General features: G+C 57.4%; 18 protein-coding genes and 2 pseudogenes. 15 read left to right on the plus strand and 5 right to left on the minus strand.

Annotated features, from left to right (window positions below):
* Window positions 1–55 precede the first annotated feature (55 nt).
* The 4 genes from GS611_RS12080 to GS611_RS12095 form a co-directional block, all read right to left on the minus strand.
* Entirely contained in the window at window positions 56–538 is a 483-nt protein-coding gene (locus GS611_RS12080) for a (2Fe-2S)-binding protein (protein ID WP_152460328.1), read from the minus strand.
* Between the two features lie 28 nt (window positions 539–566).
* Entirely contained in the window at window positions 567–1,091 is a 525-nt protein-coding gene (locus tag GS611_RS12085; RefSeq protein ID WP_171635963.1) for a CoxG family protein, read from the minus strand.
* A gap of 72 nt (window positions 1,092–1,163) precedes the next feature.
* Window positions 1,164–1,685: a transporter substrate-binding domain-containing protein gene (locus GS611_RS12090; RefSeq protein ID WP_171635965.1), complete on the minus strand. Its 522-nt coding sequence runs from the start codon at window positions 1,683–1,685 to the stop codon at window positions 1,164–1,166.
* Window positions 1,686–1,774: 89 nt separating this feature from the next.
* Window positions 1,775–1,951 (minus strand): hypothetical protein, encoded by a 177-nt coding sequence (locus GS611_RS12095; protein ID WP_171635967.1) that lies wholly within the window; start codon window positions 1,949–1,951, stop codon window positions 1,775–1,777.
* Window positions 1,952–2,267: 316 nt separating this feature from the next.
* On the opposite strand from GS611_RS12095, the gene GS611_RS21145 reads away from it, so the two are divergent.
* The 8 genes and pseudogenes from GS611_RS21145 (at window position 2,268) to GS611_RS12130 (ending at window position 10,350) form a co-directional block, all read left to right on the plus strand.
* Entirely contained in the window at window positions 2,268–2,564 is a 297-nt protein-coding gene (locus GS611_RS21145; protein ID WP_253285012.1) for a hypothetical protein, read from the plus strand.
* A gap of 22 nt (window positions 2,565–2,586) precedes the next feature.
* On the plus strand, window positions 2,587–2,997 hold the full coding sequence (locus tag GS611_RS21150; protein ID WP_253285014.1) for a hypothetical protein: 411 nt from the start codon (window positions 2,587–2,589) through the stop codon (window positions 2,995–2,997).
* A 12-nt stretch (window positions 2,998–3,009) separates the two neighbouring features.
* Window positions 3,010–3,324, plus strand: a complete 315-nt coding sequence (locus GS611_RS21155) for a hypothetical protein (RefSeq protein WP_253285016.1) — start codon at window positions 3,010–3,012, stop codon at window positions 3,322–3,324.
* Between the two features lie 2 nt (window positions 3,325–3,326).
* A pseudogene (locus tag GS611_RS12105) lies at window positions 3,327–3,911 on the plus strand (PQQ-dependent catabolism-associated beta-propeller protein); the annotation flags it as partial.
* A 423-nt stretch (window positions 3,912–4,334) separates the two neighbouring features.
* A pseudogene (locus tag GS611_RS12115) lies at window positions 4,335–6,091 on the plus strand (PQQ-dependent methanol/ethanol family dehydrogenase).
* A gap of 142 nt (window positions 6,092–6,233) precedes the next feature.
* Window positions 6,234–6,917 (plus strand): response regulator transcription factor, encoded by a 684-nt coding sequence (locus tag GS611_RS12120; protein ID WP_171635969.1) that lies wholly within the window; start codon window positions 6,234–6,236, stop codon window positions 6,915–6,917.
* 46 nt (window positions 6,918–6,963) lie between these two features.
* The gene (locus tag GS611_RS12125) at window positions 6,964–8,133 is read left to right on the plus strand and encodes an FIST N-terminal domain-containing protein (RefSeq protein WP_171635971.1); all 1,170 of its coding nucleotides are present in this window, start codon (window positions 6,964–6,966) and stop codon (window positions 8,131–8,133) included.
* A 3-nt stretch (window positions 8,134–8,136) separates the two neighbouring features.
* Window positions 8,137–10,350, plus strand: coding sequence for a PAS-domain containing protein (locus tag GS611_RS12130; protein ID WP_171635974.1), 2,214 nt, complete (start codon window positions 8,137–8,139; stop codon window positions 10,348–10,350).
* Between the two features lie 44 nt (window positions 10,351–10,394).
* Here GS611_RS12130 and GS611_RS12135 read toward each other — a convergent pair whose 3' ends face one another.
* The gene (locus tag GS611_RS12135) at window positions 10,395–11,324 is read right to left on the minus strand and encodes a LysR family transcriptional regulator (protein WP_253283270.1); all 930 of its coding nucleotides are present in this window, start codon (window positions 11,322–11,324) and stop codon (window positions 10,395–10,397) included.
* A 144-nt stretch (window positions 11,325–11,468) separates the two neighbouring features.
* Here GS611_RS12135 and GS611_RS12140 point away from each other — a divergent pair, with 144 nt between their 5' ends.
* The 7 genes from GS611_RS12140 (at window position 11,469) to GS611_RS12170 (ending at window position 21,894) form a co-directional block, all read left to right on the plus strand.
* On the plus strand, window positions 11,469–12,476 hold the full coding sequence (locus GS611_RS12140) for a TAXI family TRAP transporter solute-binding subunit (protein ID WP_171635979.1): 1,008 nt from the start codon (window positions 11,469–11,471) through the stop codon (window positions 12,474–12,476).
* 80 nt (window positions 12,477–12,556) lie between these two features.
* The gene (locus GS611_RS12145) at window positions 12,557–14,770 is read left to right on the plus strand and encodes a TRAP transporter fused permease subunit (protein WP_171635981.1); all 2,214 of its coding nucleotides are present in this window, start codon (window positions 12,557–12,559) and stop codon (window positions 14,768–14,770) included.
* A 1-nt stretch (window position 14,771) separates the two neighbouring features.
* Complete coding sequence (locus GS611_RS12150) at window positions 14,772–16,010, plus strand: FAD-binding oxidoreductase (RefSeq protein ID WP_171635983.1); 1,239 nt, start codon at window positions 14,772–14,774, stop codon at window positions 16,008–16,010.
* Between the two features lie 39 nt (window positions 16,011–16,049).
* The gene (locus GS611_RS12155; protein ID WP_171635985.1) at window positions 16,050–16,790 is read left to right on the plus strand and encodes an aspartate/glutamate racemase family protein; all 741 of its coding nucleotides are present in this window, start codon (window positions 16,050–16,052) and stop codon (window positions 16,788–16,790) included.
* Between the two features lie 163 nt (window positions 16,791–16,953).
* A complete protein-coding gene (locus tag GS611_RS12160; protein ID WP_171635987.1) occupies window positions 16,954–19,131 on the plus strand; it encodes a Tex family protein in 2,178 nt (725 codons plus the stop codon).
* 172 nt (window positions 19,132–19,303) lie between these two features.
* On the plus strand, window positions 19,304–20,701 hold the full coding sequence (locus tag GS611_RS12165; protein ID WP_171635989.1) for a bifunctional enoyl-CoA hydratase/phosphate acetyltransferase: 1,398 nt from the start codon (window positions 19,304–19,306) through the stop codon (window positions 20,699–20,701).
* Window positions 20,698–21,894 (plus strand): acetate/propionate family kinase, encoded by a 1,197-nt coding sequence (locus tag GS611_RS12170; protein WP_171635991.1) that lies wholly within the window; start codon window positions 20,698–20,700, stop codon window positions 21,892–21,894. Before GS611_RS12165 ends, GS611_RS12170 begins: the two co-directional genes overlap by 4 nt.
* Window positions 21,895–21,898: the final 4 nt, after the last annotated feature.

Raw genomic sequence — 21,898 nt, forward strand, 5'->3', positions numbered from 1 at the left:
TGCTGCTGCATCCCTCACTCATCCCACGGGCGTGTTTCCGACGCCCGCAGCGGCATCATTCCGCAGCGATGCTGCCCACGTCCTGGCCGGATGCGGCCATGATCGCTTTGACGATGTTGTGATACCCAGTACAGCGGCACAGGTTGCCCTCCAGATACTTCCGGATTTCGGCCTCGGTTGGGCGCGGGTTCTCTTTCAGCAGCGCGGCGGCGCTCATCACCATGCCCGGAGTGCAGAATCCGCATTGCAGACCGTGGTGATCCTGAAACGCCTGCTGTATCACGTTCAGTGAGCCATCCGCTGTTGCCTGGCCTTCGATCGTGCCGACATCGGCCCCATCTGCTTCGGCGGCCAGCATGTTGCACGATTTCACCGCTTCGCCATTCACATGCACCACGCAAGCACCGCATTGCGCTGTGTCGCACCCCACATGCGTGCCCGTCAAAGACAGATGATCGCGCAGAAAACCGGACAGCAATGTCCGGCCCTCGACGTCTCCGCTTACGGCTTTGCCGTTCACGGTCATGGAAATTTTCATGACTTTCTCCTCCCTGAATTCCAAAGGATCAACCGCCTAACACGCGCTTGATCCAACCTTTCTTTTCTTCCCCGGTCTCGTCTTCTTCCGAGGTTTCGGGCTCGGGCACATCCTGAGGTTCGACCGCATTCTGGAAGTTCTCAAAGAACTGGTCGGCCATTTTTCTGGCAACCCCATCGATCACGCGCCCCCCCAACTGAGCCAGTTTGCCACCGACGCGTGCATCGACCGCGTAGGTCAGTAGTGTGCCTTCGGGGGCATCCGACAAGGTGACGTCGGCCGCGCCTTTGGCAAATCCGGCGGCTCCTCCCTTACCTTCACCCGATAACTTCACGCTTTCAAGCTCCACGAGATCAGAAAGGGTCACAGAGCCTTTGAACGTCGCTTTGACCGGGCCTACTTTCTGCACGACGGTGGCCTCGAACCCGTCTTCGACCGAGCCTGTCATCTCCTGACATCCCGGCACGCATTCCTTCAGAACATCTGCCGACAAAAGCGCGGCCCAGACTTTGGAACGCGGCGCGGCGATGACGAGGCTGTCATTGAGTTCCATTTCACTTCTCCAAGTATATTTTTGTTACGCTACGCGGTGTTCGCAGCCTTGCCTATAAGACCTTGGGTGTAGTCACCGCAGTATGGGCGGCGAATGTGTAAGGCCGTGACGTTTGAAGATTTCGGCGATGCGCCCATCCTGCAACGCCGCGTAAATGGCATCGTCCACAGCATAGCCGAGGCCGCGATAGGCGAAATGAACGGCCACGCCAGTGGTCCATGAACTGACGGTAAAACCGGGTAGGGGTGGGGTATGGATGTCAAGCTCTGGCGTCAGCCTAGCCTCAAGGTTTTCGCCGGCAGCCACCAGATTGAAACGCGCGTCAACACCCAGCTCTTCGGCGATCAATGTTCTGGTGTCGATATCCACGCCCTGTATCTTGCCGTCTCTCTCATAGGACCACGGGGCAAAGTCGTCATAAGCCGCAAATTTGATATAGCCGCGCGCGACGATGGTATCGAGATCAGCGCCAACGATATCCCGGCTGGCGTTTTGTGGTTTGGGTTGAGGTACACGATCCTCGCATCGGGCCACCGCCATTCCGGTTGAAAGAGTGGCAGCCAACAGGGAGAAAAAAAATGTGCGTCCGATCATGTGTCTCAGTCTGCCGTCCTATTGCGCGGCAGACAATCCAATTGTCAGTTGCTCCGCCGCCTATGAGAAATCAGGGCTGTCGCCCGAGATCAGAACAGCGGCGCGAAAGGCCACGCTGTCAGCCGCAGGGCGCCCGATCCTGTTTCCACAGTGCCGGCAATCTGGCTGAGATCCGACTGAAGCGCTGCGGCATCACCTTCCCCGCCGTCGGCCATCGCGGCCAGCAGGTCGCGGGGCGACGTCTCCGTGCGAAAACGCCATGCCACCTGCGGTCAGGCCAGCCAGCGCTGTGTTGAAAAACACAAGACCCATCGTCTCCTCCTTCTGATGCTGGCTCTGGTCTTAGCTCAGGGAAAACCATCGTGAAATTCGACCTTGTTTGCAGATGAGCCGCTGCGTGCGACTAAGGTCGAATGGCATGCCGCCCAAGGACTCATTTTAGTAGAGCAGCATCGGAGGAGGAGCAAACACGGCCATGTTTTTTGCGTCTTTGCAACTCTTGTTCTGTTGCCAATGGTTGCTGCAGCTGAGGTCTCTGTATCTGCTGTCTATCTTCATCAACAGGTCAGACGACCACCGGTTTTGTCGAACCTTGACCCTTTGCCCGACGATCTGGGCACGGCAGGTGCAGAACTGGCTTTGTCAGACAACCTGACAACGGCCAAGTTTCTGGGCCACACGTATGAACTGACAGTTTTGACCGTCCCGGAAGACGGGAATTGGCTTGATACGGCGCGCCGGGCCTTGTCCCAGACAAGCTTCCTGATATTGGACGCTCCGGCGCAGGCGCAACTGGCGGTCGCTGATCTTCCCGAGGCCGCCGACGCCATCTTGCTCAACGCGTCTGCCCGCCACCGCGACTTAAGACATACCGCCTAACCGTGCCAACCTGCTGCACACCATGCCGTCCGATGCGATGCGCGCGAACGCTCTGGCACAATTTCTGGTCAAAAGGCGCTGGGACGATCTGGTTCTGGTCGCCGGAGAACACCAGTCGGACATGGCCTTTGCTGACGCAATGAAACTGTCCCTGACCAAATTCGGACTGGAAATTCGGGCGGAAAAGACCTGGCGTTTCGATGCTGACATGAGGCACAATGCGGCGCAGGAAGTTCCTGTTTTCACACAGGATTTCGTGGACTACGATGTCACGTTGGTCGCGGATGAGCTGGGCGACTTCGCAAGATATATACCGTTCAACACATGGGAACCCAGGCCGGTCGCAGGTTCGGAAGGGTTGCGACCGGTCACGTGGTCGCCTGTGGTCGAGCAATGGGGCGCGGTTCAGTTGCAGAGCCGGTTCGCCGGTTAAGCAGGCCGGTCGATGAGGCCAATCGACTATGCGGCATGGGCTGCGTTTCGGTCCTTGGGCGATGCCGTGGCCCGAACGCAATCTGGCGATCCCGCGGTTCTGCGGGACTACATTCTGTTGGAAAAATTTGAACTGGCAGGCTTCAAGGGCCGGGCGATGAGTTTCCGCGCCTGGAACGGTCAGTTGCGCCAACCCATCCCGCTGATGACGGATCGAGCGGTCGTGGCCCTCGCACCGCTCGCGGGTTTCCTGAACCACAGGACTGAACTGGACACTCTGGGAATTGACCAGGCCGAATGCCTGTGCACGGCCTTTAGCGAGGACTGAAGATAAAGTTTTCCGTCTTTTTGGCCGCTGCTGCATTTTGCACTCCGGCGGTTTCGGACGAGATTTGGATCAGCAATGAAAAAGACGACACGCTCAGCGTGATCAATATCGAAACGTTTGAAGTGATCCGCACCCTTAAAACCGGAGAACGACCACGCGGGATCACATTTTCCAAGGACTACTCGGTTCTCTACATCTGCGCGTCAGATAATGACTCGGTGCAGGTCATGGATCCTGAAACCGGAGAAGTCCTTTATGATCTGCCGTCGGGCGAAGACCCCGAACAGTTCGTTTTGCACCCGAATGATCGGCATCTGTACATCGCCAACGAAGATGACGCGATAACAACTGTCGTCGACACGGTATCGCGGACCGTAATTGCCCAGATAGACGTGAGTATCGAGCCGGAAGGGATGGCGGTCTCACCTGACGGCACGATCGCTGTCACCACGTCCGAGACCATCAATATGGCTCATTGGATCGATACTGAAACACAGGAGTTGTTCGCCAACGCCCTGGTGGACTCGCGCCCGCGCCACGCGGAATTCGTCAAGGGCGGAACCGAACCTTGGGTCAGCTCTGAAATCGACGCCGGAAACTGAATCAAGCTCCTGAATTTCAGCGGCAATGGTGGTCGGTAGATTTTTGGGCGGCCTGAAAGGTCAAGGAAACATATCCCTGCATTCTGGGCGGGACGTCGCGGGACAGACCCGTTCCGAACGACACGTGCAGGGCCAAATGGCGCAACCGTATCAAGATCATGTTCGTCCGGGAGAAGGATCGGCGCCGCGTCGCAAACCGTTGCGACAGATGCCCGAAAGTGGTCCGATAAGTCACCGCTGGTGCCGCCGAAACCATGAGTGTGGAGCCCGGATGAAATGCGCGAATTGCCCCCACGACCATTGTGCAATTTCGCCGACAGACCCGCCTGCGAATAGTTGCCGTGCCAACAGCTCTGACCTGTCGGCGATTCGGTGCGGAGGGAAGACACAAGTCTAGGGAGGACACCGATGAACCGGTTCACAATGGCGGCAGTTGCAAGCGTGATTGCAGTGGGCACGGCCCATGCAGAAGTTACCGAGGACGATCTGGCCAACGACCAGTCAATTACGACCCAGGTCGTGACAAACGGGATGGGACGCCATTTGCAGCGCTACAGCCCGTTGGACATGCTGAACAAAGACAACGTCAAGAACCTGTTGCCGGCCTGGGCGTTCAGCCTTGGTGGCGAAAAACAGCGCGGGCAGGAAACCCAACCGCTGATCTATGGCGGCATGATGTATATCACCGGATCGTATTCGCGCCTTTATGCAATTGATCTGGAAACCGGCAAAGAGGTCTGGCGATACGAGGCGTGCCTGCCCGAAGGCATTCTGCCTTGCTGTGACGTGGTGAACCGGCGTGCCGCCATCTACGGCGACAAGGTGATTTTCGGCACCCTTGATGCCCGGATTGTGGCCCTGAACAAAGACACCGGCGACGTCGTGCGGCGTGATAAAATCGCGGACTACAAGGCGGCGTATTCTTACAACGCGGCTCCGCTGATCGTTGACGGGCTGGTGATCACCGGAAATTCGGGTGGTGAGTTTGGCATCGTTGGCGCTGTGCAGGCACGGGACGTGAACACCGGTGATCCGGTATGGGAACGCCCGGTCATAGAAGGCCATATGGAGACGCTGAACGATGAAGAAAGCACCATGACGGGCGAGTTGAATGCGACGTGACCCGGCGACATGTGGAAGACCGGCGGTGGCGCAACCTGGCTGGGTTGTTCCTATGACGCGGACACGGATACGCTTGTTTTCGGGGTCGGAAACCCGGCGCCGTGGAACTCGTGGCTGCACAATGCGGGCACGCCGACGGAAGGTAACGCCAGAGACAACCTTTACGCGGCCAGCCGCATCGGAATCGATCCGAAAACCGGCGAAATCAAGTGGCATTTCCAGACCACGCCGCGCGAAGGTTGGGACTATGACGGTGTAAACGAGGTTGTTGCCTATACCGACCGTGAAGGAAACAAGCGTTACGCAACCGCCGATCGCAACGGGTATTTCTATTTTCTGAACCGCGAAGACAGTGCCTTTGTATCGGCTAATCCGTTTGTCAAAGACATAACATGGGCGTCCGGCGTGGATGAGACCGGCCGACCGGTCTTTGTCGAAGAAAACCGCCCCGGGGATCCGTCGTCAGCGGCTGATGACAAGAAGGGTGAAGTGATCTTTGCATCGCCTTCTTTCCTTGGCGGCAAGAACTGGATGCCGATGTCCTTTTCGCAACGTACCGGCAATTTTTATGTACGGTCGAACGAATGGGGCATGGATATCTGGAACCAGCCGATCTCGTACAAGAAGGGTGCCGCCTATCTGGGCGCAGGCTTTACGATCAAGCCCTATTACGAAGATCACATTGGATCTCTCAAGGCCATCGATCCGGATACCGGCGAATGGGAATAGGGATACAAGAACAACGCGCCGCTGTGGTCAGGCGTGATGACGACAGCCGGTGGCTTGGTGTTCTTTGGCACGCCTGAAGGTGAGTTTATCGCGCTGGACGACGAGACCAGCGAGAAGCTGTGGTCGTTCCAGACCGGCTCGGGCAGCGTGTGACCTGGGAACAGGATGGTGAACAATATGTCGCGATCATTTCCAGCTGGGGCGGCACTGCACCGCTCTGGGGGGGTGAGGTGGCCAAGAAGGTCAACTATCTGAACCAGGGTGGTACCTTGTGGACCTTCCGCCCGCCAAAGGAACTGGCATCGGCGAACTGACACGGGATCCAGCAAAACCCTGATGCGTACCTCTGATCCGGGGTGCGCGTTATTATACGACCTTCCGCCAGTATGCGTGGTTTTCATTCATCGCTAGGATTGGTTAGGCTGGAGACCATTTGAATGCAAAAGGCTATACCAGATGCTTGCTGAATCCGCCGCGCGCAATAATTTCGAAAACGTGCTGATCGTTGATGACCATCCTTTGTTTTGCGACGCCTTGTCGATGACCTTGCAAAGTGTGGCTCAGATCCGGAAAATCCATACGGCAGACCGGCTGGAGGACGCCTTGGATCTGCTGGCAAGTGGGCTGAAACCCGATGCGGTCATGCTGGATCTCAATTTGCCGGATGTGGACGGCCTGGAAGGTTTGATCCGCTTGAAGGCTGCCGCAAACGCACCGGTGATCGTGGTGTCGTCGCTGACGGACAACCGCGTTGTCAGCCAGGTGATACAGGCCGGCGCATCAGGCTATGTCCCCAAGCACAGTCAGCGCGACGTGTTCCGCACTGCATTCGAGACAGTGCACGCCGGTGACGTTTTCGTGCCAGAGGGCTGTGTTTTGATTGACACAGAGGAAGAGGACGAACACGACGAAGCGGTCAAACGACTGGCGACACTGACAAATCAACAGGCGCGCATCCTGCAACTGATCTGCGAAGGCAAACTGAACAAGCAAATCGCCTATGACTTGTCGATTGCGGAAACGACGGTCAAAGCGCACGTGACAGCAATAATGCGAAAACTGGGTGTTCAAAGTCGTACGCAGGCGGTTCTGATCGTCAAGAAAGCGTCCTTTGCCAGTGTCTTGCAAGACCAAGGCTAAGCGTCATACTCTCACGTCATCGTCGCGCTTTTAGGGAGGAGGCACGATGGACCAAGCAGTCGGGTGGGCAACAGCCCGGGCCCGTACGCCAGGCATCGTCAAAACGGCTTTTGCACGCCACGACACCGGGCAGTCGATCGAGACCCTCAGACGCCAGTTGGGTGATGACCCACTTGCGCTTGTCATTCTTTTTGTCAGCCCGAACGCCGATGCATCCGTGGTGATCGCGGATGCCGAGCGCGCCTTTGCGCCGACCCCGATTGTTGGTTGCACCACCGCCGGAGAGCTGGCGGATAGTGGGTATTGTGAAGATCAGATCGTCGCGATCGGCCTGCCGCAATCCCATTTCGACATACGCACGGTTCTTGTTTCGGATCTGAACGAATTCGAGTCCGACAGCATCATCAAAGAGATGATCCACAACAGAAATACGATGATGGCAAACGCACCCGACTGGAGCCATGAATTCACGTTCCTGATGATTGACGGGTTGTCGACAAAAGAAGATGAACTGACGTCGGAATTGGCTGTGGGGCTGGGGCCGGTGCCATTGTTCGGCGGTTCGGCCGGGGATGGAACCAAATTCGGGCGCACTTATGTTCTGTATCAGGGGCAGGCAAGAAGCAACGCAGCCGTACTCACGCAGGTTCGCACGCGGTGTCCGATCAAGGTGTTCAAGACCGATCACCTTCTGCCCACCGCCTATCGCATGGTCGTGACCAAGGCAGACCCGGCAAAACGCATCGTTCAGGAAATCAATGCCGAACCCGCTGCCCGCGAATACGCCCGTATTCTCGGCAAAGACCCGGAACAGCTCACCACATTCACATTCGCGGCCCATCCAGTCGTTGTGCAAATAGGCGGGCAACACCATGTCCGCGCGATCCAGCAGGTAGCGGGAAATGGCGATCTCGTCTTTTTTTCGGCGATTGACGAAGGCTTGGTCCTGACGCTGGCAGAACCTCGGGACATGGTTGAACATCTACAGGAAGAAATCAGCCTGTTGACCGAGAAACAGCAACCCGACACCATTTTGGGTTGTGACTGCATCCTTCGCCGGCTGGAGGCCCAGCAAAAGCAGAAGACGCACGCGATCTCGGACATCCTGTCTCGCCATCACGTGGTCGGTTTCTCGACCTATGGAGAGCAATTCAATTCGATCCATGTGAACCAGACCCTGACCGGCGTGGCGATATACCCGCCCGAGAAAGAGTAAGGTATGATCGAGCATCTCACAGACCCCTCGGACTCCCTTGAACGTCAGAACGAAAAACTCAGGAAAATTGCCGAAGCCCTGATGCGGCGGGTCGAAGAATCCACCAATGCCTCTGGCGCGGCTTATGCTCAGTTCCAACGGGCGGCGGTGCTTGAACAAGAGGTTCGCGCCCGAACGGATGACCTTGAGCGCGCGCTTGAACTTCTGAATGACTCCAACGCCAGGTTGGCTCAGGCCAACAAGGAAACCGAAGCAGCGCGCGCAGATTTGGCAAATGCGATCGAAACGGTGCAGGAAGGCTTTGCCCTGTTCAATCGTGACGAAGAACTGGTGCTGTGCAACAGCAGGTTCGGGATGCATATGCCCGATATTCAGGAACAGCTGAACCCCGGCTTGTGTTTTGCCGACTACGTGGAACTGGTCAGCCGATCCAGGTTCCTGTCCTTGCCAGAGACAATGAGCCCAGAGGACTGGGCCAAAAGCCGTCTGGATCGTCACGCAGATGACCACGTGGTGTTCAATGTTCGTCTTTCGGGCAATCGGTGGACGCAAGTGTCAGAACACCGCACGCCAGACGGGGGCACCGTGATCCTGCAAACCGACGTGACAGATATCATGCGGATCGAACGGCAAGAAAGGGATCGCATTCTTGACGACAAGGCGCGGCTGATCCGCGCCACGCTTGAACATATCGATCAGGGCGTCTGTATCTTTGACAACAAGCACCGCATGATCGGGTGGAACACCCGCGCAAGCGAGCTTTTGGCCATACCGATCACTCAGTTTCAGATGGGCATGCGGTTTGAAACCCTGTCCAATCGCCTGGGCGACAACATCAGCTTTCAGAAAGGCATCACCGAGGCGGATCTGCTGGATTGGGTCAGCCGACCAACCTACCGCCGCCCTCTTCAGTTCCAGATGCATCAGGGGCGATCGAAAATCCTGTCGGTCTTTGCGCAGGAAATGCCAGACCGGGGCTTTGTGATTTCCTTTACCGATGTAACTGCGGAACGGAGGTCTGCGCAGGCCTTGTATGAAGCCAAGGAACTTTTGGAACAACGTGTGGCGTCACGCACAATGGAGCTTGCGGATGCGCTGAACGAGGCTGAACGGGCGAACGCGTCAAAATCGCGTTTTGTGGCCGCCGCCAGCCATGACCTGTTGCAGCCTCTGTCTGCTGCAAAGCTCTATGTTGCGTCACTGGGCAGCGGTTTGGACACTGACACCGCCCGGACCGTTGCAGCAAAAGCAGAAAGCGCCCTGAACAGTGTCGAACACATTCTCGAAGCCCTGCTGGACATCTCAAAGCTGGATTCCGGGCGGGCCAAGGCGCATCTGTCCACAGTGTCGGTGGGCGAGCTTTTCTTGCAGATGGAAGACGCATTCAAGCCCGTCGCCCAGGCCAAGGGTTTGAGTTTGCGTTTTGTTGACACAAAGGCTCTGGTCACAAGCGATGCCAGTTACCTTCGGCGTATATTGCAGAATCTGCTGTCAAACGCGATCCGGTACACCGAGACCGGCAAAGTTCTTGTTGGTGTCAGGCATCGCAAGAACGCAATTGCTTTGGAAGTCTGGGATACGGGCATTGGCATAGCATCAGATCAAAGAGATATCGTGTTTCAGGAATTTCAGCGTTTGCATTCAGATGCCAGCGCCGCCGAAGGAATGGGGTTGGGTCTTGCGATTGTCGAGCGGGCCTGCGGGTTGCTACAACACCCCATCCACCTGTTTTCCGAAGTTGGAAAGGGCACGGGGTTTTCGGTCGAAATACCTTTGGCCCGGGTGAAACCAGAGGTTTCTCTCTGCTCTTCAGTGGTACAAAAACCAAACTTGAATGTGCTGGGCAACACCGTCGCCCTGTTGATCGAAAACGATGAAAACCTGCGCGGCGCGTTGACCATGACCATCGAATCCTGGGGCGTCGAGGTTCTGGAATGCGAAAGCGAAAGCGAAGCGATTGGCCTTCTGCGCGAAATAGGCATCCTGCCAGACTTTGTTGTCGCCGACTATCAATTGAACAACGGAAAAACAGGCACGGACGCCATGCGCGCCCTGACGGATGAATTCGGGCATTTGCCCGGCTGTATTATCTCAGCCAATCGATCACAAGAGATTGTTCAGCAGTGTAAACAAGCAAAGCTGCCGCTGTTTTACAAACCGATAGATACGCAACTGCTAAAATCGACGCTGGAGGCCTCGGTCGCGCGCGTCATCTGAGTTTTTCCGGTTGTCGCACATTTCCAAGTTCGGCCGGGTGTCTTTCAGAAGTCTTCCGTCCGCGGGTTGGCGTTGGTCTGATCCAGCATCGACACAACTTCCGCCTTCCATCCCGCTTTTATTTTCAGCGCCAATTGCGAAGGGGGGCGGTGATCCGGCGACAGGATGGCGTATTCGTATCTGAGGGGGTCCTTGAAAGGCAGGAATACCACACGGCCATGCGAGATATTCAGCTTCCGTTCCGTCGCAACAGTCAACGGATCGACAATCGAGCAGCACTGCCCCGATCCAACAAACGGAATGAGCGGAAGAAAATACTGGCACGTCACACTAGGTTTGTAAGTGGCGGCAACCATCTGAAAAGCGCGCTGCACTTTCTTCTGAAAAGGGTGGGTGTCATACAGTCCACCCATTGGCACATCATCGAGATCCGAAATCGTCACAGCCTTTTCTTGCGCCAACGGGTTGTCCCGATCCATTGCGCAAAAGCAGTCTCCGCTGATGATCTCTGCCGTAAATTGCGGCTTCTTTCCGACCGGGTGTTCGAAATCAGCAAACCCGAAATCAATGTTCTGAGTGCCTGCAAGTTCCATTATCTGTGGCGAACTGCGGGTGGACAGCGTAACCCGGATGTCCGGATTCCCGCCAACTGAACGGCTTATGAAATTCGGGAAGGCAAAAATGGACGGTCCCGGCATGGCGGCAATGTTCAGGCTGCCTGAATTTCCTTTAAGAAGACCGTGCATCGTACTGGAAACCGTAGATAATCTGTCCAGTATTCCGGTGGTTTCTGCCAACAGGTAATGCGCCTCTGGCACTGGGATCAGACGCCGGCCTTTTCGTTCGAACAAGGTCAGTCCCAGACTCCTTTCCAGGTTCTTGATTGCCAGGCTGATCGCGGGTTGTGTCCGGTTCAGCTTCTTCGCGGTTTGAGAGATGGACCCGGTTTCCATCACCTCACGAAAAACTGTCAATTGAGCAAGGTTCATATCTAAAACATAAGCTAAACTTTCATTTTGTTAAATATAACAAATTTGTATTTATGCTAAAACTCCATAGGCTGAACGGATCAGAATTCGAACAAACCGAATCCAATGATCCACAACTGGGAGCTTACTATGAAATTGATGAAATGCCTGACGGGTTTGGCTTTGGCGGGTGCATTGGCTGCACCGGCGTTTGCACAGGACCCAACCTTTTTTCGCATCGGCACCGGCGGTGCAGGCGGCACTTATTTCCCGATCGGCGGGACCATCGCCAACGGAATTTCGGCCCCTCCAGGCTCACGCCCCTGCGAAGAGGGCGGCCAATGCGGCGTGCCCGGGTTGATCGCGATTGCACAGTCGACAACTGCGTCAGTCTTCAACAATGCCGCCGTGCAAAACGGCGAGCTTGAGGCCGGCCTGGCCGCCGCAGATGTAACCCGTTCGATGTATCTGGGTGAGGGCAAGTTTGAAGGCAAACCCCACCCGAAACTGCGCATCGTCGCAAACCTGTTCCCGGAAGACCTGCACCTGGTGCTGCCAGCCGGTCAGACGATCAACGATCTGAGTGATCTCAAAGGCAAGCGCGTTGGTATTGCCCAGGCTGGTTCCGGCACGCAGGTGGCCGTTTTGCAGATGCTGGACGCCTGGGGCGTCAATCGCGACAATATGGACGAGGCCGAGCTGAACAACAGTCAGAGCGCCGAGCGTTTGGCCGACGGTCAGCTTGACGCCTATTTCTACGCAGCAGGCTGGCCGGTTGCCGCAATGGTGCAGCTGTCATCGACCAAGGGCATGAACCTGCATTCCTTCAGCGATGAAGATCTGGCAAAGATCAACGAGATCATTCCTGCCTATATCCCGTCCGCTATCCCGGGCGGTGTATATGAAGGCATCGATTCCGAAACCAAGACCCCTGCGGTCAGCGCGATGCTGGTTGTGTCATCGGATCTGTCCGAAGATCTGGTCTATCAGCTGACCAAGGCCCTGTGGAACGACAACACGCGCAAGCTGCTGGACAACGGCCACGCAAAGGGCAAGCAGATCACGCCTGATACTGCCCTCGACGGCGTCGAGGCGCTGGGTGTTCCGCTGCATCCGGGTGCTGAGAAGTTCTATAAAGAAGCCGGTCTTCTTCAATAACCACACCTGACTGAAACCTGTCGTCGGTGCCCCTTCTTGGGGCACCGCACTCTGGAATTTTGCGAAATCGGGGGGCCATCATGTCCGAGACCCAGAAACTTGATGACCACGAACTGACGGCCGAGGAGCTGGCGGCCATCGAAGAACAGTTCGACGAAGGCGCCGCTGTCCGGCAGGTCACGCCCACGGCAGGCAAGGTGTTGCGTGTCGTCGCCCTGATCTTTGCATTCTACGAATTCTTCACGGCTGGGTTCGGCTTGCCGGCCGACCACTGGCATATGGGCATCTATCTGGCTCTGCTGTTCATTCTGGTCTACGCCACGATCCCGATTGTCGGGACCAAAAGTCTCTATGCTCTCAAAGTCAGTCGCTTCCGCATCGGCAACGTCCCTCTTTATGATCTGGTGTTCATGGCGCTTGGCATCGTCGCCGCGCTTTACGTTGGTTTCGCCTGGCGCGGCATCCCGTTCCTGGGGATCGAGGAACAAACCTTCCGCATGGGCAACCCAAACAGCTATGATGTGATCCTCGGCGTCATCATCATCCTTCTGGTACTGGACATTGCGCGCCGCACGCTGGGTTGGGTATTGCCGTTGATCATCTGCGTATTCATCTCATACGCGCTGATGGGTCCCTATTTTCCCGGGTTGCTGCAACATCCGGGCGTGAACTTCAAAACCTTCGTGTCGTCGATGTACTTCCCGCAGGAAGGAATCTATGGCGTGACGCTTTGGGTTGTTTCGACCATCGTGTTCCACTTTGTCCTGTTCGGCGTGATCGCTCAGCGAACGGGGCTTGGACAATTGTTCATTGATAACGCAACCATTTTGGCGGGTCGCTATACGGGCGGTCCGGCCAAAGTGTCGGTGGTATCCTCGGCCTTCTTCGGCACGATCTCGGGCTCTTCGGTGGCCAACACCGTTTCGACCGGCGCGCTGACAATTCCCAACATGAAGCGCCTTGGATACCCCGGTCACTTTGCAGGCGGGGTCGAGGCCGCGTCTTCGGCCGGTGGTCAGATCACTCCGCCCATCATGGGCGCTGCGGCCTTCATCATGGCCGAGTTCCTCGAGGTGCCCTATACCACCATCGTGATCGCAGCGATCTTTCCGGCGATACTGCACTATGTCGGCGTCTTTGCCGTGGTGCACCTGATGGCGCGTAAGCTGAACCTGCAAGGTCTGGCGAAAGAGCAATTGCCACAGCTCAAGGCCGTCTGGGCCGAGGGTTGGGCCAATATCGTTCCGTTGATCGGTTTGTTGGTCGTCCTGTTTACCGGCTACACGCCGTTCATGTCGGCCTTCTGCGGTATTTCGCTGGCGGTTATCGCGGGCATGTCGCGGATCAAGCAACCGCCAACACTGATCTACGCGGCGGCGTTTCTTGCGTTCGTGCTTTGGAAGTTCTCCGACGGTGGGTTTGACCTGTCCATGACAGCGATTCTGTGCGGATTGTCGGTGATTGCCACGCTCAACCCGCAGAAACGGATAGAAGTGCCCGAGATGTTGGCCGCGGTCGAACTTGGGGTAAAGTACTCGCTGGCCGTGGGGGCCGCTGCCGCCGCTGTTGGTATCGTGGTGGGTGTCATCAACACTACCGGCATCGGCTTTCGCATCGGCTTCATGGTCACGCAGGGCGCGGGCAATCTGGCATCCGATCTTTACAACATGATCTCGTTCGGCAATTTCCAACTGTTTGCGATGGAAGACCTGCAATTGTTTATCTCGCTGGTCTTTATTGCCATCGTCTGCATTCTGATGGGTGCCGGCATCCCGACCACGGCGCTGTACATCATGCTCGTCTCGGTGGCGCAGCCTGCGCTGGCGCAGTTGGGGGTTCCACCCATCGCCAGCCATCTGTTCGTGTTGTATTATGGCGTGGTCTCCGAGATCACACCTCCGGTCTGTACGTCGGCCTATGCGGCGGCAGCGATTGCGAATTCCAACCCGTTCCGCACCGGGCTGTCCGCCTTTACGCTGGGACTGGGCAAGGTCATCGCGCCAATGGCGTTCGTCTATGCGCCGGTTTTGCTGTTCGTGTCTTCCACCGGGTTCGATCTTTGGGAATTCACCTATACCGCCGCCAGCTGTATCGCCGGTGTCATCGCCCTTTCGGCAGCGGTCGTGGGGTATTGGTTGCAGCCACTCAACCTCGTGTCGCGCATCCTGATGGCCATTGCCGGGGTTATCTTCGTGGCGCCCACGCTGACGGCTGACCTGATCGCATTGGCGGTGGCGTCTCCTGTCATCATCACACAGGTGATCGCCCGCAGCCGAATTCAAGCAACGGTCTGACATGCCTGAACAAGTGACCATCATCGGCGCCGGGATCGTCGGTCTGTGCTGTGCGCTCTCGTTGCAGGAGCGCGGTATTGCCGTGCGTCTGATCGACCGTGGAGAACCGGGGCAGGAGACATCGTTCGGCAATGCCGGTGTCGTCTCGCCCTGGTCGGTCATTCCACAGGCCACGCCGGGTATCTGGAAAACGATCCCCGGGATGCTGTTGGACCCGAAAAGCGCGTTGACCGTCAGACCTGCGTTCTGGCCCAGGATGATACCTTGGGGCCTGAGGTTCCTGAAGAATTCAAGCGTGAAATCCGTACGCAATATCTCGGACGCAATGGAGGTGCTGTGCCGCCCTTCGATAGATCTGTACCGAAGACATCTGCAAAATACCGGGCACGAAGACCTTATTGTTGATTCCAACTATGTCCACGCGTTTCGCAACCCGGATCAGGCTGACCTGAAAGAATTGGGATATCTGATCCGGCAGGAAAAAGGCGGACATCTAGAGCGGATCGACGGACCAGAATTGCGCCGGATCGAACCTGCGTTATCCAGAGATTTCAAGGCTGCGATCCTGATCAAGGGACAGGCGCGGGTCACGTCTCCTGGCCGGGTTGGTGCGGTTTTGGCCGACAAGGCCCGTCAACAAGGCGCCGAGTTCGTGCGGACAGAAGTCAAAGAACTAAAGCGCACGGAAGACGGCCAATGGCATTTGACCTCGTCGGCCGGCGCGCTTCACGCCGATACTGTCGTGCTGGCCGCCGGTGTTTGGTCTGCCGAGTTGCTGAAACCCTTGGGTTTGCCCGTGCCACTGGTGGCCGAGCGTGGATACCATGTCCAATTCCCGACCCCCTCTGCCAGCCTGGAAAACTCGGTGATGGACGTGGACGCCAAGGTGGTGGCCAGTTCGATGCAGGACGGTCTGCGCGTGGCGGGCACGGCCGAATTCGGCAGCATCGACGCGCCGCCAGATCCACGCAAACAGTCGCTTCTGACCGCACAGGCCCGCGCAATGATGCCGGATCTGAACACCTCGGATACACAGTTCTGGATGGGCCGACGCCCGTCTTTTCCCGACAGTTTGCCTGCGATCGGTCCGGTTGAGGGGCACAAGGGCCTGTTCACCGCCTTTGGTCATTCCCATTACGGTTTGATGATGGCCCCCAAAACCGGCGAGCTGGTGGCTGATCTGGTGTCAGGGCAGCGCCTCAACATCCCATTGGATTCAATCGCCTTGTCGCGATTTTGACGCGTAACAACCACCGTTTCTAAGAAGGATTACCCAATCATGCCGATCTATCAGGGTGGACAGAATATCTGCGGAGCCTCAATCGGGGTTTTGTGTCTGGAAAGCTATTTTCCCAAACCTCCCGGTCATATCAAGAACCCTTCCAGCCTGCCGTTCCCGGTGCTGTACGAGATGATAGATGGCGTCACGGTGCCAACGCTGCTGAACAATCCGACGCCTGATCTGCTGAACCCATTCATTAAAGGCGCGCAACGGCTTGAGGCTGAAGGCGTACGCGCCATTACCGGAAGTTGCGGGTTTCTCGCCCTGTTCCAAAAAGAGTTGGCCGCGGCCGTATCGGTGCCTGTCTTCGCTTCGAGCCTGATACAAGTGCCATTGGCCTTTCACATGACCGGGGCCAGCGCACCGGTCGGGGTGATAACAGCGGATTCGTCAGCGCTGACGCAACGCCATTTCGAAGGCGTTGGAGCAGGGGGCGTTCCGGTGGCCGTACAGGGTCTGGAACACACCAGCGAGTTTGCCGAAGTCATCCTGCGCAACGCGCGCACCCGTATGGACACAGATCTGATCGAGGCCGAAGTGCTGGACGCTGCGCGCAGGCTGAAGCGCGATACGCCCGAAATACGCTCCGTGGTATTGGAATGCACGGATCTTCCCCCTTATGCAAAACGCATTCAGGAAGACCTGAAACTGCCGGTCTTTGACCTGACGACGCTGGCGCAAATGGCGCATAATGTAAGCGCGCGCACCGGGTATTGCGGGCTGATGCCGTGGGGGTGAGGCCCTTGCAGGCTGGTGTTTTCTTTCAATGGCTCAGAAGCGTCGAATAGCCGCGAAAACAGTTGCTATTCGCTGATGCTTTTGGACGGACCGGTGCAAGGGACTTTCCCTTGCTGAAACGGCTGGTTAAGAAGCCCTTCCACTGCCGTTTCAGGAGGCCCCCTTGGACCGTATCGCCCGCACCATAGCCACCGAGATCAATGCACGTCCCGATCAGGCCGGTGCTGCGATCAATCTATTGGACGACGGAGCGACGGTTCCTTTTGTCGCCCGCTATCGGAAAGAAGCAACCGGTGGGTTGGACGACACCCAATTGCGCCTTCTGTCCGAACGTTTGACCTATCTGCGTGAGCTTGAGGCACGGCGGGAAACCATCCTGAAATCGATAAAAGAACAGGGGAAGCTGACCGAAGATCTGAGTAAATCGATAGCTCGGGCAGAAACCAAGGCCCAGCTGGAAGACATCTATCTGCCTTACAAGCCCAAGCGGCGCACCAAGGCGATGATCGCGCGTGAAAACGGGCTGGAACCCCTGGTCGAAGCCATTCTGGCCGATCGCGATGCGGACCCGGAAACACTGGCCGGGGCATACCTGAGCGAAGCTGTCGCCACCCCTCGAGACGCGCTGAACGGCGCGCGGGACATTCTGACCGAACGATTAACGGAAAATGCGACACTGCTGGGTGAGTTGCGGGCCTTCATGCAGCGCGAGGCGCTGCTCAGTGCAAGAGTTGTCGACGGGAAAGAAAAGGAAGGCGCCAAGTTCAGTGATTATTTTGACCATTCCGAACGATGGGCGGATGTTCCATCGCATAGGGCTTTGGCAATGCTGCGGGCGTCAAAAGAAGGCATTGTTTCACTTGATATCGCGCCGGAACCGGAGTTCGGGGCAGCCCGGGCCGAATCCATCGTGGCCGCGCATCTGCAGACCCGTGGCCAAGGACCGGGTGATGCCTGGTTGCGCAAGGTGGCCGGGTGGACCTGGCGGGTCAAGCTTTCGCTGTCGATGATGGTCGAACTGATGGCCGAACTGCGCAGTCGGGCACAGGACGAGGCAATTCAGGTCTTTTCACGCAACCTTAAGGACTTGCTGTATGCTGCTCCGGCGGGTGCCAAGGCCACTTTGGGCCTCGATCCCGGCATCCGCACCGGCGTAAAAGCGGCGGTGGTTGACGCAACGGGCAAGGTCGTGGCCACTGACACGCTGTATCCCTTCCAACCCAAAAACGATTTGCGCGGAGCGCAGGCTACCATCCTAAACCTGATCTCGGCCCACCAGATTGAACTCATCGCCATTGGAAACGGAACAGCGAGCCGAGAAACCGAACGGTTGGTTGCAGATTCTTTGGCTCTGCTCCCCAAGGCGGTAAAAGCACCGACCAAGGTAGTTGTGTCCGAAGCGGGGGCTTCGGTCTATTCCGCGTCGGAACTGGCAGCACGAGAGTTTCCCGATCTAGACGTTTCGCTGCGTGGGGCGGTGTCCATCGCCCGGCGATTGCAGGACCCTTTGGCAGAACTGGTCAAAATCGAACCGAAATCCATCGGCGTGGGGCAATATCAGCATGACGTTGACCAGCACCGCCTGTCGCAATCCCTGGATTCCGCGATCGAGGATGTCGTGAACGCGGTCGGGGTTGACCTGAACACGGCCTCTGCACCTTTGCTTGCGCGTGTGTCGGGGCTGGGCCCCGCGCAAGCCGAAGCCGTCGTCGCCCATCGCGATCTGAACGGGCCGTTCCAATCGCGCAAGGACCTGTTGTCCGTTGCCGGGCTGGGTCCGCGTGCCTTTGAGCAATGCGCCGGATTTCTTCGCATAAGGGACGGCGCCGAACCGCTTGATGCGTCGTCGGTGCATCCCGAAGCCTATGACGTCGCCCGCCGCGTCGTATCGGCCTGCGGGCGGGATATCAGGCACATCATGGGCCATGAGGGGGCCTTGAAAGGGTTGCGGGCACAACAATTCGTAACCGAAGATTTCGGCCTGCCCACGGTTCTGGATATCTTTGCCGAGCTTGAGAAACCCGGACGAGACCCCCGGCCCAGCTTTGTCACGGCCACTTTCGCGGATGGCATCGAAGAGATAACCGATCTGAAGCCCGGAATGGTTCTTGAGGGCACCGTGACAAACGTGGCAGCCTTTGGGGCATTCGTGGATGTGGGCGTTCATCAGGACGGTCTGGTTCACGTCAGCCAGTTGGCCGACCGCTTCGTCAAGGACCCGCATGAGGTCGTCAAGGCCGGGCAAGTCGTGAAAGTGCGCGTTGTCGAGGTGGATGTACCCAGAAAACGGATCGGGCTTTCGATGCGCAAACAGGGCGGCGGTGGAAATCGGCGCGCCTGATCTGCAATCCGCACATTATCCGGGCTTAACGACATAAAGGCGTTACCCGCCGGAAATAGCGTGCAGACCGATACGGGCAGCCGGCATGCGTTGTTTTCATTGCGCGCTGAACTGGGTATCAGCAAGAGAGCTCTCAGTGTCGCCAAACGGATCGAAATGGAAACGACAGTTCATGCAGTACCACAACACGCCTTACGACAAGCTTCAGGTCGGTGATACTGCCGAGTTGGCCCGCACGTGCTCGGTTGATGATTTCTATGTGTTCGCCAACAATTCCGGCAATCACAATCCGCTTCATCTATCCAGCGAAGACGGCGACGGCGACCACATCAACGAAGCGGTTGCCCCTGCCATGTTCGTGGGGGCCCTGATCTCGGCCGTTTTAGGGAACGTTCTGCCGGGGGCAGGGACGCTCTATAAATCGCAGCGATTTGATTTTGTGGAAAGGGCGCATGCCGGTGATGAGCTGGTATCCAAAGTCACCCTTCTGGAAAAGCGACCACACCGGGAAGTTGTCTTTGAAACGGTCGTTACGCGCCCATCGGACGGTGCCGTGATCGTCAGCGGGCAGGCCGTCGTGATCGCGCCGGAGAAAGAGATGGTGTTCGCCGAGTTGGATCTGCCCGGGCTGGTGGTGAAACGTCATCGTCACTTTGATGCCATGCTGGAAAAGGTGCGCCCGTTGCCGCCCATGCCGACCGCCGTTGTAGCCCCGGAAGAGCCCAACGCCTTGGGTGGGGCGCTGCTGGCCGCGCATGAGACGATCATCACACCCATTCTGATCGGTAACCCGGACAAAATCTCTCACGCGGCCGCCGAAATCGGAGCGTCGTTGGCTGGGATTGAAATCATTGCGCAGAGCGATCACGTCGGTGCGGCCCATGCGGCGGTCGATCTGGTTGCAGAAGGTCGTGCGAAAGCGCTGATGAAAGGGCATCTGCATACGGATGAATTGCTGAAGGCTGCGCTCAGGCGTGAAAACGGCCTGCGCACCGGCCGCCGCTTTACCCATGTCTTTGTCATGGACGTGCCCGGCCAACCCAGACCTTTGTTGGTGACGGATGCGGCGGTCAATATCGAGCCGGACCTGGAAACCAAGATTGATATTGTCCAGAACGCAATCGACCTGGCCCTGTCGCTGGGGATCGAAAACCCCAGGGCGGGAGTTCTGTCTGCCATCGAAACCGTCAATCCGGCGATCCGATCCTCGGTTGATGCGGCTTTGCTGTCGAAAATGGCGGAACGCGGTCAGATCACGGGCGGGCTTGTTGACGGCCCCCTTGCCATGGACAATGCCGTCAGCCTTGCGGCTGCGCGTTCCAAAGGGATTGTGTCGGATGTCGCGGGCAAAACCGATATTCTGGTGGTGCCAAATCTGGATGCCGGGAACATGATGGCCAAGCAGCTGACCTATATCGCCAATGCAGAAGGGGCCGGTCTGGTCATGGGGGCCAAAGCTCCGATCATTTTGACCAGCCGCGCCGATGACGACAAAGCCCGGCTGGCATCCTGTGCCGTGGCGGCACTGCACGAAGCCTTTTCCTTACCGCGCACCGGAGCACCCGCATGACACATGTCGTGACACTGAACGCTGGATCGTCTTCCATGAAATTTGGTCTGTTCGAGCTGACCGATGACGATCCGATCATGGTGTGCACCGGCGCGGTCGAGCGGATTGGAGAACCAGAGCCGTTTGTCAAGGCGAAGTCTTCCGACGGAAGTGTCCTTGCCAGCGGCACCGCCGGAGAAATACGCGATCACGCCGCAGCGCTGGACTGGGTTTTGAACCTGCTTGCGCGCTCATTTCCAAACAGCGACGTGACTGCGGTCGGGCATCGTGTTGTCCACGGTGGACCTGACATCGACGCTCCGGTGCCATTGACCAAGGCGTCCATTCAGGAGTTGGACAAGCTGTCGCCGTTCGCGCCTTTGCATCAGCCGCACAATCTGGCCGGAGCCCGGGCCGCGATGGAACGTTTTCCGAATGCGGTTCAGATCGCCTGTTTCGACACCGCCTTTCACCGCAATCATCCGTGGGAGAATGACGTTTTTGCCTTGCCGCGCGAGTATTACGACAAAGGTGTTCGGCGTTATGGCTTTCACGGGCTCAGCTATGAATTCATTTCGGATCACATGGCAAAGACAGCGCCGCTTTTGCACGAAGGGCGCGTGGTCGTGGCCCATCTTGGCAATGGTGCATCGATGTGTGCGATGATCGGAGGGCGTTCCGTCGGATCGACCATGGGCTTTTCGGCACTGGACGGGCTGCCGATGGGGTCACGCTGTGGTCAACTTGATCCTGGCGTGGTCCTGTATCTGATGGACCAGGAAGGGCTGAGCGCTGACGAAATCTCAGACCTGTTGTTCCGGAAATCTGGGCTGTTGGGCCTGTCCGGGCTGTCCAACGATATGCGTACCCTGGAAAAGGCGGACACACGCGAAAGCCGACAGGCGATCAGCTATTTCACCTTCCGTATCCGGCGCGAGCTTGGCGCGATGGCGGCCATTCTCGGCGGTATCGACGCCTTGGTGTTTACCGGTGGGATCGGAGAAAACTCACGCCTCGTGCGTGACCGGGTGTGCTCTGGGATGGGATGGCTGGGCATCGAGCTCAATCCTGATGCAAATGCGGACAATGACCGGATCATTTCAACCGATCTGTCCCGCGTCGTGGTCATGGCAATCCCGACCAATGAAGAACTGGTCATTGCCCGTGCGGCGGCTGACCTGTTGGCCAAACGCCCACGGCTCAGAACTGCCTAGCGAT

It is taken from the genome of Ruegeria sp. HKCCD6119, assembly GCF_013110585.1.
GTDB lineage: Bacteria > Pseudomonadota > Alphaproteobacteria > Rhodobacterales > Rhodobacteraceae > Ruegeria.